Here is a 15235-nt window from a genome sequence, read left to right on the forward strand (position 1 = left end):
TCATAAGACGGTATATTGAAAAGTGCCGCTGTTTCTCTGATAGATGTCCCGTGTTCATTCATATAATAAAGTACATCTAGTTTATACTGGGCTGGGTAGAATGTATAGCACTTTTCAAAGGCCTTTTCACCTGAAGACTCATATCGTCTAATCCACTCACGAAGTACGCTAGGGTTAACTCCTATAGATTTAGCAATTGTTTTTCCACTTTCTGTACCATCTAAATATCGTTTCACCGCTTGGATTTTTTCTTTTGAAGAAAATTTAGCCATAAAAAATGCACCTCCAATTGTTAGGCTGTGTCTAACAATTGGGGTGCACTTCAGGGTGCTGAGATGCACTTTGAACGGCTTTTTTTATGAGAATTGTTTAAGTGCTCTTTCGGCTAGTAAAGCAAAGTATTCTGCACTTATAGGCAGTGCCTCTTCATTAATTGTAAAAGCAGGATGATGCCATTCATGTGTACCGCTCGTTCCCATAAAGACGAATGAACCTGGTATTTCCTGTTGGTAAAATGAAAAATCTTCTCCAGCCATTGACGGACTAGGCGAGATGATATTAAGATTCATCTTTGTGGCAACTTGAGTAGATAAGTCTGTAAGAGTTTTATCGTTGTGAACAGCAGGAGGACCTGAAAAAAAACGGAATTCCGTTTTTACACCTAATGCATCAGATACACCTTTAATAATACGCTCCATGAGTGCTGGAATCTTTTCACGTGTTTCAGCTTGGAACGTGCGAATCGTTCCTTCTAACGTAGCTTTTTCAGGAATCACGTTCCACGTATTTCCTGCATGAATATTTGTAACACTAACAACCGCATTATGAGATGAACTTATATTTCGGCTTACAATTGTTTGCAGTGCCATCACAATTTGAGAGGATGCGACAATAGGATCTACGCCAGCATCTGGTACAGCCGCGTGTGTACCAACCCCGTGAATTTCAATTTCAAATCGATCAACTCCGGCCATCAGTGGACCATCTTTAATGCCAATTGTACCTACTGGTAAATCAGGTTTATTATGCATGCCGAAAATCGCTTGCACATTACGTAAATGTCCAGCATCAATAACTTTGCAAGCGCCATTACTACTTTCTTCAGCTGGTTGGAATATGAAGCGAACCGTTCCATTTAGGGAAGATTCTCTTTCTTTTAATAAGAAAGCAGTACCTAAAATAGCAGCTGTATGAAAATCGTGTCCACAAGCATGCATTTTCCCTCGTACTTTAGATGCATAGGACAAATGTGTTTCTTCTTGAATAGGAAGGGCATCAATATCAGCACGAACTGCTACAATTGGTCCGTTTTTATTACCAGACACTTCAGCGATAATTCCTGTTTCTAAATTGGAATCAATGATAGTAATGTTTTTTTCTTCTAACCAATTTTTTATGGCTTTTGTTGTTTCGAACTCTTCATATGATAGTTCTGGATACTCATGTAAATGTCGACGGATGGAAATAAGTTTTTCTTTTAGTTGATTTGAAATAGATACCATGTAGTATGCCTTCTTTCTTCAGCAAAATCTTTACCATAAGTATACAACAATAAAAGAGAGGATTTTCAAATGAAAATCCTCTCTCGTTCATGCTGCGACTTTTTTATGCGTATGATGTTTACGATAACGTCCACGCATTGCGTATGCAATTTGCGGGATTGCAATCCCGATTAAAATAAGTGATACACCGAACCATTGTGAAGATAGTACAGCCTCTTTTAAAACGAATACTGACATAATTGTTGTAACTGGTAGTTCCGCTGCACCAAGAATAGTTGCTAAGCCAGAACCGATTTTTGGAATACCGATTGTAAAGGCAATAGATGGAATTACGATACTAAATGTTCCTAATCCTAAACCGTATTTCCAAAGACCTTGAGAAATGGCACCATTAAAAATAAATGTTGGTGGGAATACAATCATGACTAAAGTTAAGGCACCAGTCATTAAGAGAACACCGCGCGGTAATGAAGGTACTTCAACAGCAACTTTTCCGCTTACGAAAATGTATGTTGCGAATGTAACAGCAGATAATAAACCTAAAATAATCCCAGTCGTATCGAAAGCACCTGCTGATTGTTCAAGTAAACCACTTGATAAAAATGTCCCTACAAGTAAGAAAATAACAGAAATAACTTTTTCTCTTGAAGGTAATGCTTTTGTTGCGACTGCTTCAATGATAATTCCGACCCAAACGAATTGGAATAAAAGAATAATTGCAATAGAAGCTGGTACAGTTTTTAATGAAGCATAATAAAAAATTCCGGTAAAACTTGCAGATGTTCCTGCAACGAATAAAAGTAATGCTTGCTTTAAAGGAACGCGATGTCTAGAAAATAGAAGTGTAATAGCAAGCAAAATAATCCAACCGAACAAATATTGGCTGCCAATTACCTCTCCAAGTGAAAATCCTTCTGCATATGCAAGCTTAACAAAAATAGCTAAAATTCCATAACTACACGCTCCTAATAAAACTAAAAGAGAATAACGAAGCATGAAAAATTCCTCCCATCTATATGAAGTTGTTCCGTATCGAAAATATATAACTAGAGGGAAGTATACAAAATTAGAAATAAAGGGTCAAATGAAAGAAAAGTATGACATTTTATAGAATAATAATAAAAGTATGATATTTATGCATAATCTTGAAATTATTAATAGTAGAAGTATTATAAAATCAACTTTGCATTGTATAGAGACAGCATTTGAAAAAAATATTTTTTAAACCAATATGTATATAGACGTACTAGTAGCGTGCTAATTATTTGAGAAACTATGTTACCTTTGTTATGGTAATAACAATTAAAGGAGTTTCATAATCCATTTGAGTTTTTTCTATATAATAGAAGGAAATGAAAACGTTTTATTAGAAACTGTGAGGAAGTGCGGTTTTTCTTATTGCCACGTTGTAAAAGTGATTTCACGAATTGTTCATAGTATTTTTATGTGTTTTTGTTACAATATTTAGGGAGAGGAGTGGAATGATGCAAGATATTAGTATTTTTTTAGCGTTTGGCGCCGGGTTCTTATCATTTATTTCCCCATGTTGCTTACCGCTTTATCCGGCATTTTTATCGTACATAACAGGTATGTCGGTTTCTGAATTGAAAGAAGAAAATGCAATGCTTCGCAAAAGAAGTATGATACATACAGCGTTTTTCTTACTTGGATTTTCAATTATATTTATTGCAATTGGATTTGGTACAAGTTTTATTGGAGGAATCTTTACTGACTATAAAGATTTAATCAGACAGTTAGGTGGTATCTTTATCATCGTGTTCGGCTTAATTATTGTCGGGGTGTTTAAGCCGAAATTTTTAATGCAAGACCGTAAATTTACATTTAAAAATCGTCCAAGTGGCTATTTTGGATCAGTACTAATTGGATTAGCTTTTGCAGCAGGGTGGACGCCATGTACCGGACCAATTCTAGTGTCCGTAATTGGATTAGCAGCAACAAACCCAGAATCAGCAATGATTTACATGATTGCTTACATACTTGGATTTGCTATCCCGTTTTTCGTACTGTCATTCTTTATTACGAAAATGTCTTGGATTAAAAGAAATAGTATGGCCTTCATGAAAGTCGGAGGATATATTATGATTGTTATGGGTGTTTTCCTATACTTTAACTGGATGACGAAAATTATCGTATATTTCTCAAGTTTATTTGGTGGTTTTACCGGTTTTTAGTATTATTCTGCGAAAATGTTGGAAATACTAACGGAAAAGCATATAATGAAAGTATATTTTGCATATAGCCACAAAAAAGGATGAGAAAATATGAACATAGTTCTTTTATCAAGTATCGTTGCTGTTTGTATGGCTGTCGGTGCGATGTTTATTCGTTTAAAAGCAGCTAAGAAACCTGCAACATTGAAAAAAATTATACTTCCGCCATTTTTTATGAGCACGGGCGCATTGATGTATGTTTTTCCTGAATTTCGATTAACCCCAGCAGAAATGTTAGAAGCAATTGGTGTCGGTTTGATTTTCTCTATTTTTCTTATTAAAACATCTAAATTTGAAATTAGAGGACAAGAGATTTATTTGAAGCGTTCAAAAGCCTTTGTTTTTATATTAATTGGATTACTTGTAGTGCGGATTGTATTTAAAACATACTTAAGCCAATCTCTTGATTTAGGACAACTTAGTGGCATGTTCTTCTTACTTGCGTTTGCGATGATTGTGTCATGGAGAATTGCAATGTACCGTTCCTTTACGAAATTACAGAAGGAAATGGAAAAAGAAGATGGTTTTTATAATGAAAAAGATATGAAGCTAACTTAAAAACTGTATATGTACCAAATAAAAAGACAGCGTCAAAGGCGCTGTCTTTTTTATCGAAAATAATATGAAGTTACTTTGCGAGTAAAGATCGATAGTTAGAATAATCAATCTTTTTTTCTTGTAGTTTTTTAATTAAAAATTTATGATCACGCTTTGGTGTGGCGATGATATATCCTTTAATAATTAAGTCTTGTGTAATTTGAGAGGCATTTTCTTGTAATGCAAGTTCCCCGATTTTTCCAGCGATCTTTGATTTTGCAACATCGCGAAATAGTTCTGGAACAGGACTTACAAGCTCTTCTAACAATTGTTTTTGTTCGTCAGCCCATAAATGTCTCGTTTTATTTATGTAGTGTTCTTCCCAATCCAAAATGGACATGCCGTCTTCTTTTGGTAATCGTTTTAAAAATTTTCTGAACATAAAGTATCCACCGATAGACATAAGCCCTAATAAAATAACCGTCCATAATACAATGAACCAACTGAACCATCCTTCGAGCAAGCATATCCCCCCTTAATGATAGCGGTTTTCTTTTATTCATATTATATACAGTGAGATTCATAGAAAGCAAGAACGCTTGGTCATTTTGACCAAGCGTTATAGTTTAAACGAAGTATAGTTGTTCAACACATAAATTATTATTATCGTCTTCAACATACTCAATAATAAGTGTGCCAACTTTACGATCTTTATCTTCAGTTGTGAAAATAGAGTAAGAAGTAAAACGTGTTTTTGATAGGCCGCTTATATGTGTAGGTAAAGAAATGTAGTCGTTATCGCGGAAGAATTCCATCAGTTCAATATCCTCAAATTCTTTTCGGTCAACTTGTTTGTTTGTATAGCGGCGTTGAAGTTGTTTTAAAGACTCATTCCAAGAAATTGCTTTTGTGTCGTATACCATTGTTCTATCTCCTTACTGTATGTAATCATTAAGAACATATGTTCTAATCTAGTATACTCTTTTTATTAGAAAAGGGAAAGCAAAAAATAATGTAAGCTTGGATTTCCAAGCTTACATTATTGATGCGTCCGTCATAATCTCTATTTTTCATTATAAGTTAGATAAGAATAAGAAACAAGATGATATATATAATGTTGAGAGTTTTCAAGATTCTGTATATTGTAGATGTACTAAAGTGTAAGGGAATGAGAGGCGTGGCATACGTAATTTCACTGCAAGGGCCGATGGCTAGCGGAAAAACAACATTAGCAAAAAGGTTAGAAAAGAGAGGGTTTCAAGTTATATATGAAAATCCATATCCAATTGTAGAGAAGCGAAAAAAATTGAATTTAGATATGAATTCAAAAGTAGGGTTTATTATGAATCAAAAAATGTTTATGGAAGCAAAAATAAAGGAGTTTCAAAATGTGAAAGATTCAGTCGAAATTTTTGATCGCGGACCAGAAGACATTGAGTTTTTTACACTCTTTTATCCAACGATTATAGAGGAAGAGTGGGATATAGAAGCTGAATTGAAAGGTGAATTATATAAATTAAGAGAATGCCGTTCGGATGCGATTTTTTACTTAGATGTTACGAAGAAGAATGTATATGATAGAAAAAATAATGATAGAACAAGAAACAGAAGTACGTTTGAGGAGCAATTTCAATTAGTAGAAACTGAAAAAGACTGGTATAAACAATTTCCGGTAACTTATGTGGACACGAATAGATTAACAGTGGACGATCTAGAGGTATATTTTATGGACTGGTTAAAGGAGAGAGGGCTATGAAAAAAATACTTTTATTTGTATACCCAACATTTGCAGAGTTTGAAATAACGGTAGCTACAGCATTGCTGAAAAATAAATTTGAAATCATTACAGCGAGTGTAACAAAAGAATTGATTATAAGTGAAACAGGTTTGCAAGTGCAACCACATATAGAATTAAGGGAAGTGCGTGTAGAAGAATATGAGGGGGTTATTATTCCAGGCGGAGATGCGATACATATGAAGGATGCGGAAGGACTCTTTTCAGTCATCCGTCAATTTCACGAGCAAGAAAAATTAGTAGCTGCTATTTGTGCTGGACCGTATGCGCTAGCAAAAGCAGGCTTATTCAAAGAAATCTCGTATACAGTGACCATAGATTATCAAAAGCTTGATTGTTTTCCAGTAGAAAATTTTGTGTATAAAGAAGTTGTGCAACACTCAAATATTATTACAGCACAGGGGCATGCTTTTGTGCCATTCGGAATAGCGGTTGCCTCTTATTTTGGAGTAGCGAACGAACATAATACAAACTTTTATGGTGGTAAGGGTAATGTAATGATGGAGAATTTGTTATGAGAAAACGTGAAACAGCTAGCGAATGCTAGCTGTTTATTTTTGACATCGATAAATTGCTAACGTTTTCGGATCGCGCCATATACCGTTATGAAGTGATAATTCATTTTCTACTTCTTCTTTTAGCCATTCCTTCATTTCCGTGTGAAGATATGTATTATCAGGTATATTTAGCGACGGAAACATGCTAGAAATATAGTTTACTATTGGGGTAGCATGATGAAAAACGAGCGCATTATGAATAACTGTTTCTCCAACCGTTGGAAAAACGGATTGTAATATCTCTTTACCATTTTCTAAACAAAATGGAGTGACTGATGATGTTGTTTTCGGTAAATCAAATGCGTCTAACATGCGGTTACACATTTCAACTATACGAGGTAATGTAACGCTAGAATTTGTTGTAGCTAAAAGTGAGCCACTGGGACGAATTACTTTATGGAATCCTTGAATTGTTTTTTCAACATCTTTCATGTGATATAACATATGTCTTGCGATTATTAGGTCATAATAATTTGTTTCGAAAGGGAGTTTACTAGCATCCCCTCGTTTCCATTCTATTAATTTATTCGTCTTAGCAGCTTCAGCAAGCATAGCTTCGGATTGATCCAACCCGGTTAATGGGCCTTTATGACCATTTGTTTGTAAAAGGGAAAGGAATTTTCCGCTAGCGCACCCAACCTCTAATATGCTTTCTTCCCCTTGAAGTTGTAAATGTTCAATAACGATTTCATCTAAATTCACTTGTTTTTCTTCGTAATGTTTATGCGTATCGATACGTGTTTGTAAATTGTTACTGACGCTATATTGCCTTTTTACATCATTCATTTTTTCATATTCCACTTTCGTACAAAATTGTTGGATCGCATGTGTTAATACATCCGTTTTCTTTAAACCTTCGTAATGGAGTGCTGATTCAAACCTTTCAAGTAATTTTTCTTCAATTCGAAAATGAATATCTTTTCGCTTCGTCATTGAAATCTCGCCCCTTTGTATCTGTTAGTGAGACTATAGCACGCCTGAAAAATTTGTGTAAATCATTTGTGTACACAAATGGAGGAGATTAAAAAAATGTTTGAATGTGAGTTTAAACTATTGACGATTTAACCGTTTTCATATATTCTTAAATTAAGTAATATTCAAATAATTCAAAAGAAATGAGAGAGTCACATGCTTCTTCAAGGAACACATCGAATTGGTCGTATGGCCATGCTGTTGGCACTTGCGGATGAGAATGAAAGTCCTGTATTATCCATTCCAAAAGGTTGGAAGTATTGTACGGGGAAAGTGGGTTCGATGAATTCGCAAAAGGTTGTCGCAGCAATGGAAACAGCGGCTAAAAGCAACCAAGTTATTGAAACAGACGTTTACAGAGAAACACATGCACTTTATCATGCAATTATGGAAGCTTTGTACGGAGTGACGAGAGGTCAAATTCAGTTAGCAGACGTTCTTCGTACAGTAGGACTTCGTTTTGCGATTGTGCGCGGTACACCATACGACGGAAAAAAAGAAGGCGAATGGGTTGCTGTTGCGCTTTATGGAACGATTGGTGCACCTGTAAAAGGATCTGAGCATGAGGCGATTGGTTTAGGAATTAATCACATATGATTTGCCCATAGTCTATTAGTTAGAAGGGGGCCTTACTTTTTTAGGACAAAAGTCTGTCTTAAAAAGATAAGGTCCCCTTTTGCCTTTTTAAGGAGGAAAAATGATGATTACGTTAACAGGACATACATTGACAGTTGAAGAAATGAAGAGGTTATTACTGGAAGGGGAAGGTGTAACAGCTTGTCCAACTAGTATGCAAAAGGTGGCAGAGTGCCGCGAAGTAGTTGAGAAAATTGTAGAGGATGGAAAAGTCGTTTACGGTATTACAACTGGATTTGGAAAGTTTAGTGACGTGCTTATTCAAAAAGATGATGTAAAGGCACTTCAACACAATTTAATTCAGTCACATGCATGCGGGATAGGCGATCCATTCCCTGAAGAAGTATCACGCGGTATGTTAATTTTACGAGCGAACACGATGCTTAAAGGAGTATCAGGCGTAAGGCCGCTTGTTGTAAACATGCTTCTTGAATTTGTAAATCGCAAAATTCATCCAGTCGTTCCGCAACAAGGTTCACTTGGTGCGAGTGGAGATTTAGCGCCTTTATCTCATCTTGCGCTCGTATTATTAGGTGAAGGTGAAGTGTTCTATAAAGGGAAAAGAGTCCACGCAATGGTTGCTCTTACAGAAGAAGGTCTTGAGCCGATTGAACTTGAAGCAAAAGAAGGGCTTGCATTAATCAATGGTACGCAGGCGATGACAGCACAAGGAGTTCTTTCTTATATAGAAGCAGAAGCAACGGCGTATCAAGCTGAATTAATTGCTTCGATGACAATGGAAGGGTTACAAGGCATTATTGATGCATTTGATGAAAATGTTCATAAAGCACGTGGTTATAAAGAGCAAGTGGAAGTAGCGAGCAGAATTCGTGACATCCTTCATGATAGTAAGTTAACGACAAAACAAGGAGAACTACGTGTACAGGATGCCTATTCACTTCGTTGTATCCCGCAAGTACACGGTGCTTCTTGGCAAGTTTTAAATTATGTGAAAGAAAAGTTGGAAATTGAAATGAATGCAGCGACAGATAACCCACTTATTTTTGATGGCGGAGAAAAAGTAATTTCAGGTGGTAACTTCCACGGTCAACCAATTGCATTTGCGATGGACTTCTTAAAAGTAGGGATGGCAGAACTTGCAAATATTTCAGAGCGTCGTATTGAGCGTTTAGTAAATCCGCAATTAAATGATTTACCTCCATTTTTAAGTCCAGAACCAGGACTTCAGTCTGGTGCAATGATTATGCAGTATGCAGCAGCATCACTTGTTTCTGAAAATAAAACGTTAGCACATCCAGCGAGTGTAGATTCAATCCCGTCGTCAGCTAACCAAGAAGATCATGTAAGTATGGGAACAATTGCTTCACGCCATGCACATCAAATTATTCAAAATGCAAGACGTGTTCTTTCAATTGAGATGATTTGTGCGATGCAAGCGGCAGAATATCGCGGAATTGAAAATATGAGTACAGTGACGAAGAGCTTCTACCATCAAGGGCGTCAGCAAGTACCTTCTATTACAAATGACCGCATATTCTCAACGGATATTGAAAATATTGCACATTGGTTAAAAACGAATTATTCGATAAAAGAAAGATTAGATGTAAACGCAGCACTATAAAATGAGAAAAGGGAGAGATTGAAATGGAAAAAGTACAACAAACAATTCGCGCGCCAAGAGGTACAGAGTTACAAACGAAAGGTTGGGTGCAAGAAGCAGCACTTCGAATGTTAATGAACAATTTAGATCCTGAAGTTGCTGAAAAACCAGAAGAACTAGTTGTATATGGCGGAATTGGCCGTGCGGCTCGTAACTGGGAAAGCTACCATGCAATTGTTGATTCATTAAAAACGTTAGAAAGCGATGAAACGTTACTTGTTCAATCAGGAAAACCAGTTGCCGTTTTTAAATCACATGAAGATGCACCGCGCGTTCTGTTAGCGAACTCAAACTTAGTACCAAAATGGGCGAATTGGGATCACTTCCGAGAACTAGAGAAAAAAGGTCTTATGATGTACGGACAAATGACAGCTGGTAGCTGGATTTACATTGGAACACAAGGGATTCTACAAGGAACATATGAAACATTTGGTGAAGCAGCTCGTCAACATTTCGATGGTTCATTAAAAGGTACATTAACACTTACTGCTGGTTTAGGTGGTATGGGTGGTGCACAACCTCTTGCTGTAACGATGAACGGCGGTGTTGTCATTGCTATTGATGTAGATAAGCGTAGTATCGATCGTCGTATTGAAAAGAGATATTGTGACATGTATACAGAATCATTAGAAGAAGCATTAACTGTTGTGAACGAGTATAAAGAGAAGAAAGAACCAATTTCAATTGGCTTGTTAGGAAATGCGGCAGAGATTTTACCAGAACTAGTGAAGCGTAATATTACGCCAGATTTAGTTACGGACCAAACATCTGCTCATGATCCATTAAATGGTTATATTCCAGTAGGTTACACATTAGAAGAAGCAGCGAAACTTCGTGAAGAAGATCCAGAACGTTATGTACAATTATCAAAAGAAAGTATGACAAAGCACGTAGAAGCAATGCTTGCGATGCAAGAAAAAGGCGCAATTACATTTGATTATGGAAATAACATTCGCCAAGTTGCATTCGATGAAGGTTTGAAAAATGCTTTCGATTTCCCAGGATTCGTTCCAGCATTTATTCGTCCATTATTCTGCGAAGGAAAAGGACCATTCCGCTGGGTGGCACTTTCTGGTGACCCTGAAGATATTTATAAAACAGACGAAGTAATTTTACGTGAGTTTGCTGATAATGAGCATTTATGTAACTGGATTCGTATGGCACGTCAGCAAGTCGAGTTTCAAGGACTTCCATCACGTATTTGTTGGTTAGGTTACGGTGAGCGTGCGAAATTTGGTCGCATCATTAATGAAATGGTTGCAAATGGTGAATTATCAGCACCGATTGTTATTGGTCGTGATCATTTAGATTGCGGATCAGTAGCATCTCCAAACCGTGAAACAGAAGCGATGAAAGACGGTAGTGATGCAGTAGCAGACTGGCCAATTTTAAATGCATTAATTAATAGTGTAAATGGTGCGAGCTGGGTATCTGTTCACCATGGTGGTGGCGTTGGTATGGGTTATTCACTTCATGCTGGAATGGTTATCGTTGCAGATGGAACAGAAGCAGCAGCAAAACGTATTGAGCGCGTATTAACTTCTGATCCTGGTATGGGTGTTGTTCGTCACGTTGATGCAGGATATGACTTAGCTGTGGAAACTGCGAAAGAAAAAGGCGTTAACATTCCGATGATGAAATAAGGAGGAGAAAACATGCTGGACACTTTACTAATAAATATCGGTCAATTACTAACAATGGATCAAGAAGATGGCTTGTTAAGACGGGAAGCGATGAACACGCTTCCTGTTATCGAAAATGGTGTGGTTGGAATTGAAAATGGTGTTATCACTTTCGTTGGAACAGCGGAAGAAGCGAAAGGACTTCAGGCGAAAGAAGTTATTGATTGCGGCGGGAAAATGGTTTCTCCTGGTCTTGTCGATCCGCATACTCACCTTGTATTTGGTGGATCTCGTGAAAATGAAATCGCACTAAAATTACAAGGAGTTCCGTACTTAGAAATTTTAGAACAAGGCGGAGGTATTCTTTCAACTGTAAATGCAACGAAACAGGCGTCGAAAGAAGAACTTGTTCAAAAAGCCAAATTCCATTTAGACCGTATGCTATCTTTCGGAGTTACAACTGTAGAAGCAAAGAGTGGTTACGGATTAGATGATGAGACGGAATGGAAACAATTAGAGGCAACAGCACAATTACAAAAAGAGCATCCAGTCGATTTAGTTTCCACATTTTTAGGCGCTCATGCAGTTCCTAAAGAGTATAAAGGTAGATCGAAAGAATTTTTACAGTGGATGTTAGACTTATTGCCAGAAATGAAAGAGAAACAATTAGCTGAATTCGTTGATATTTTCTGCGAAACAGGTGTGTTCTCTGTCGAAGAATCAAAAGAGTTTTTATTAAAAGCGAAAGAACTTGGCTTTGATGTGAAAATTCATGCAGATGAAATCGACCCACTTGGTGGTGCGGAAGCAGCTGCTGAAATTGGTGCAGCATCAGCCGACCATTTAGTTGGCGCTTCTGATAAAGGAATTGAAATGCTTGCAAACTCTAATACAGTAGCCACTTTATTACCGGGAACAACTTTCTATTTAAATAAAGAAAGCTTTGCCCGCGGCCGAAAAATGATTGATGAAGGTGTTGCAGTTGCGTTAGCTACAGACTTTAACCCAGGTAGCTGTCCAACTGAAAATATTCAGCTTATTATGAGCATTGCGATGCTAAAACTGAAAATGACACCAGAAGAGGTTTGGAATGCCGTAACGGTTAACTCATCATATGCCATTAACCGTGGTGATGTAGCTGGGAAAATTAGAGTCGGTCGTAAGGCAGATTTAGTTTTATGGGATGCTTATAATTATGCTTACGTACCGTATCATTACGGCGTAAGTCATGTAAATACAGTATGGAAGAATGGTAATATTGCATATATAAGAGGTGAACAATCGTGGAGCACGGCCACTATTTAAAGAAGAATGCAAAGTTTATCGATCGTGAAGTGACGAAATGGAGTGAGATGATTAAAGATTGGGAGGAAGGTGTAGAAATATTCGGTGCTGCCTTAATTGGAGCACCCCTTTCTAAACCATCTATTAGTCATTCAGGAGCAAGCTTTGCTCCAAAAACAATTCGTGCGATGTTAGATGCATATAGTACGTACGCAATTACAGAAGAACACGATATGAAAGAAAGTGTCTTATATGATTGCGGCGATATTACGATGCATGTAACGGATATAAAAGAAAGTCATAACAGAATTACAAAAACAGTTGGTCATATTACGAAAGCAAATCCGAACATGATACCAATCGTTCTTGGTGGTGATCACTCGATTAGTTTTCCTAGTATAACAGGATTTGCAAACAGTAAAGGAAAGGTCGGTATTATTCAATTTGATGCCCATCATGATTTACGTAATTTAGATGATGGTGGTCCGTCAAATGGTACACCGTTCCGTAGTTTACTAGAAAATGGTATCATTACAGGAAAACAACTTGTTCAAATTGGAATTCGTAATTTTTCTAACGCACGTGCGTACCATGAATATGCAATAGAGCATGGTGTAACAGTGTATACAATGAAAGACGTACGAGAGCGAGAAATAAAAGATATTATCATGGAAAGTATTGAAGTATTAAGAAAACAAGGTGTGACTTCTATTTATATTTCTCTTGATATGGATGTACTAGACCAAGCGTTTGCACCAGGTTGTCCAGCAATTGGCCCTGGCGGAATGGACAGTATGTCTTTACTTGATGCGATTGAATTCCTTGGTAAAGAACCGCTCGTTCAAGGAATGGATATAGTAGAGATTGATCCAACTCTTGATTTTAGGGATATGACGAGCCGAGTAGCTGCGCAAGTAATTATGAGTTTTCTTTTAGCGAGGGAAACAATTAGTAAGCGGGTTAGTATATAGACGGAAGAGTAGATCTTTATCTATGCCTTATCAAAAACACATTACTATTCAAATGTAGTGATGTGTTTTTATATTAAAAGAGAATGTGTGTGGAACCGTTAATAAAATTGCGGGTTGTTATAGTGTATTGTGTAAAATTAATTTCTTGCTTCTGAAGTGTTGACGTGTAAAATAATTTTATGATAAAATAAAAATTTTGCTAAAAAACTAAAAACATGTTAAACTTGAGAAGGTTACCATATATGGAGGTGGATTATTTGTTTCAAATTGGCGATAACATTGTTTATCCAATGCAGGGAGCAGGTATAATTAAAGCCATAGAAGAGAAGGAAATCTCAGGAGAAAAACAACAGTATTATGTTATAAAAATGTCGGCTAGTAATATGGAACTAATGATTCCAGCAGGGAGAATATCGAATTCGAATATACGACCAGTTACGGATATAACCGCATTAGTACACATAATGGATATTTTTCAACATGGGGAGTCAGATAGATTACTTACGTGGAAACAAAGGTATAAATTGAACACGGATAAAATAAAGACGGGTAAAATGCAAGAAGGTGCTGAAGTTGTGCGTGATTTAATGCGTATACAGAAAGAAAAAGCACTTAATGCAAGCGAAAAGAAGATGTTAGATAACGCATATGAATTTTTGATTAGTGAACTGGGATTAATTGAAGGTATCACAGAAAATCAGATAAAAAGCTTTTGTTAAGGTTCATTACAAATAATGTATTATATCCCAAAAAAGATCTTGAATTTTTTGGGAACATAGTTATAGAAAATTTATCATTTCAAAGACATTCAACTCTTTCACACCACTTTTAGAGCATTACCCCTATTGTTATTACTACAATCAAATCCATTTTTATTTTTTAATTTCATTTATGAATGTTCGAAGTTTAATTGAATACTCCGATAAAATAGTTACTTGATTTTTGCAATCCTGATTCACACTGGCACGGACGAGGAGCCGTAAGGATGAAAGAGAGGTAGGGCTTTCATTGTTTTAGGTATATAAGTTATTATTTTTAGAAGAATACTGAACTATATTCACTTCTATTGATAAGGTATTTTTTATATTAAAGAGATAAATGAATTGACAACCATATATGTTCAACAAAAAAGGTTTCCTTCTAAGGAAACCTTTTTACAGGCTGTGGAGAAAGTCTTCTCCACAGCCTGTTTTTGTGTCTGAACCTCTTTTTATGTGTCAACACTGATAAAAAGAGGTAAAGGAGAGATTTTTTATGATGGGTGCTTTAAAAAATCATCGTGATGAACGTGTATCTGTTTCTGTAGAAGAGTTGGTTCCACAAGATCATTTCCTTCGTGCGATCGAAGCGACAATTAGTTTTGATTTTATTGAAGAGAAGTTACGCCCTTATTACTGTGAAAACAATGGACGTCCGTCAATCCATCCTATCGTTTTATTTAAAATGATGTTTATTGGATATTTTTACGGTATTCGTTCGGAGCGTCAATTGGAAAAAGAGATTAAAA

At 36.5% G+C, this 15235-nt stretch carries 18 protein-coding genes; 12 read left to right on the plus strand and 6 right to left on the minus strand.

Translation table 11 applies throughout. The features are described 5' to 3' along the window. From C4S65_RS32440 to C4S65_RS32450, 3 genes are all read right to left on the minus strand, one after another. On the minus strand, window positions 1-272 hold a 272-nt coding region (locus tag C4S65_RS32440; RefSeq protein WP_142391614.1), incomplete at its 3' end, for a transposase. 84 nt (window positions 273-356) lie between these two features. Beyond that, window positions 357-1502, minus strand: a complete 1146-nt coding sequence (locus tag C4S65_RS32445; protein WP_086407558.1) for a M20 peptidase aminoacylase family protein — start codon at window positions 1500-1502, stop codon at window positions 357-359. Between the two features lie 87 nt (window positions 1503-1589). After that, complete coding sequence (locus C4S65_RS32450; RefSeq protein WP_000947037.1) at window positions 1590-2498, minus strand: DMT family transporter; 909 nt, start codon at window positions 2496-2498, stop codon at window positions 1590-1592. A 322-nt stretch (window positions 2499-2820) separates the two neighbouring features. Between C4S65_RS32450 and C4S65_RS35735 the strand changes: the two genes are divergently transcribed. From C4S65_RS35735 to C4S65_RS32465, 3 genes are all read left to right on the plus strand, one after another. Beyond that, on the plus strand, window positions 2821-2970 hold the full coding sequence (locus tag C4S65_RS35735) for a peptidase T (protein WP_080546855.1): 150 nt from the start codon (window positions 2821-2823) through the stop codon (window positions 2968-2970). Window positions 2971-2986: 16 nt separating this feature from the next. After that, window positions 2987-3694, plus strand: a complete 708-nt coding sequence (ccdA, locus tag C4S65_RS32460) for a cytochrome c-type biogenesis protein CcdA (protein WP_001152676.1) — start codon at window positions 2987-2989, stop codon at window positions 3692-3694. Window positions 3695-3784: 90 nt separating this feature from the next. Continuing rightward, window positions 3785-4291: a cytochrome c biogenesis protein CcdC gene (locus tag C4S65_RS32465; RefSeq protein WP_001028440.1), complete on the plus strand. Its 507-nt coding sequence runs from the start codon at window positions 3785-3787 to the stop codon at window positions 4289-4291. 70 nt (window positions 4292-4361) lie between these two features. On the opposite strand, the gene C4S65_RS32470 is transcribed toward C4S65_RS32465, so the two are convergent. After that, window positions 4362-4793 (minus strand): DUF2621 domain-containing protein, encoded by a 432-nt coding sequence (locus tag C4S65_RS32470; protein WP_000889373.1) that lies wholly within the window; start codon window positions 4791-4793, stop codon window positions 4362-4364. Between the two features lie 103 nt (window positions 4794-4896). Further along, entirely contained in the window at window positions 4897-5193 is a 297-nt protein-coding gene (locus tag C4S65_RS32475) for a hypothetical protein (protein WP_000262400.1), read from the minus strand. 245 nt (window positions 5194-5438) lie between these two features. Here C4S65_RS32475 and C4S65_RS32485 point away from each other — a divergent pair, with 245 nt between their 5' ends. Then, window positions 5439-6026, plus strand: a complete 588-nt coding sequence (locus C4S65_RS32485) for an AAA family ATPase (protein WP_103945866.1) — start codon at window positions 5439-5441, stop codon at window positions 6024-6026. Continuing rightward, window positions 6023-6583, plus strand: coding sequence for a DJ-1/PfpI family protein (locus C4S65_RS32490; protein WP_098838900.1), 561 nt, complete (start codon window positions 6023-6025; stop codon window positions 6581-6583). Before C4S65_RS32485 ends, C4S65_RS32490 begins: the two co-directional genes overlap by 4 nt. 33 nt (window positions 6584-6616) lie before the next feature. Here C4S65_RS32490 and C4S65_RS32495 read toward each other — a convergent pair whose 3' ends face one another. Continuing rightward, on the minus strand, window positions 6617-7555 hold the full coding sequence (locus C4S65_RS32495) for a class I SAM-dependent methyltransferase (RefSeq protein ID WP_000166770.1): 939 nt from the start codon (window positions 7553-7555) through the stop codon (window positions 6617-6619). A 195-nt stretch (window positions 7556-7750) separates the two neighbouring features. Between C4S65_RS32495 and hutP the strand changes: the two genes are divergently transcribed. The 7 genes from hutP to C4S65_RS32535 all read left to right on the plus strand — a co-directional run. After that, window positions 7751-8191: a hut operon transcriptional regulator HutP gene (gene hutP, locus C4S65_RS32505; RefSeq protein ID WP_000926516.1), complete on the plus strand. Its 441-nt coding sequence runs from the start codon at window positions 7751-7753 to the stop codon at window positions 8189-8191. 103 nt (window positions 8192-8294) lie between these two features. Beyond that, window positions 8295-9812, plus strand: coding sequence for a histidine ammonia-lyase (gene hutH, locus C4S65_RS32510; protein ID WP_000631877.1), 1518 nt, complete (start codon window positions 8295-8297; stop codon window positions 9810-9812). A gap of 23 nt (window positions 9813-9835) precedes the next feature. Then, window positions 9836-11494, plus strand: coding sequence for a urocanate hydratase (gene hutU / locus C4S65_RS32515; RefSeq protein ID WP_098838901.1), 1659 nt, complete (start codon window positions 9836-9838; stop codon window positions 11492-11494). Window positions 11495-11506: 12 nt separating this feature from the next. Continuing rightward, window positions 11507-12778: an imidazolonepropionase gene (hutI, locus tag C4S65_RS32520; protein WP_000887558.1), complete on the plus strand. Its 1272-nt coding sequence runs from the start codon at window positions 11507-11509 to the stop codon at window positions 12776-12778. After that, window positions 12757-13728 carry a formimidoylglutamase gene (gene hutG, locus C4S65_RS32525; RefSeq protein WP_061667846.1) on the plus strand — a complete coding sequence of 324 codons (972 nt, stop codon included), beginning with the start codon at window positions 12757-12759 and terminating at the stop codon, window positions 13726-13728. Before hutI ends, hutG begins: the two co-directional genes overlap by 22 nt. Window positions 13729-13985: 257 nt before the next feature. After that, window positions 13986-14447 (plus strand): CarD family transcriptional regulator, encoded by a 462-nt coding sequence (locus C4S65_RS32530; RefSeq protein WP_170264802.1) that lies wholly within the window; start codon window positions 13986-13988, stop codon window positions 14445-14447. A 535-nt stretch (window positions 14448-14982) separates the two neighbouring features. Beyond that, the coding region (locus tag C4S65_RS32535; protein WP_141195401.1) for a transposase at window positions 14983-15235 on the plus strand (253 nt) is incomplete at its 3' end.

It is taken from the genome of Bacillus sp. ok061 (assembly GCF_900108285.1).
Lineage (GTDB): Bacteria > Bacillota > Bacilli > Bacillales > Bacillaceae_G > Bacillus_A > Bacillus_A thuringiensis_S.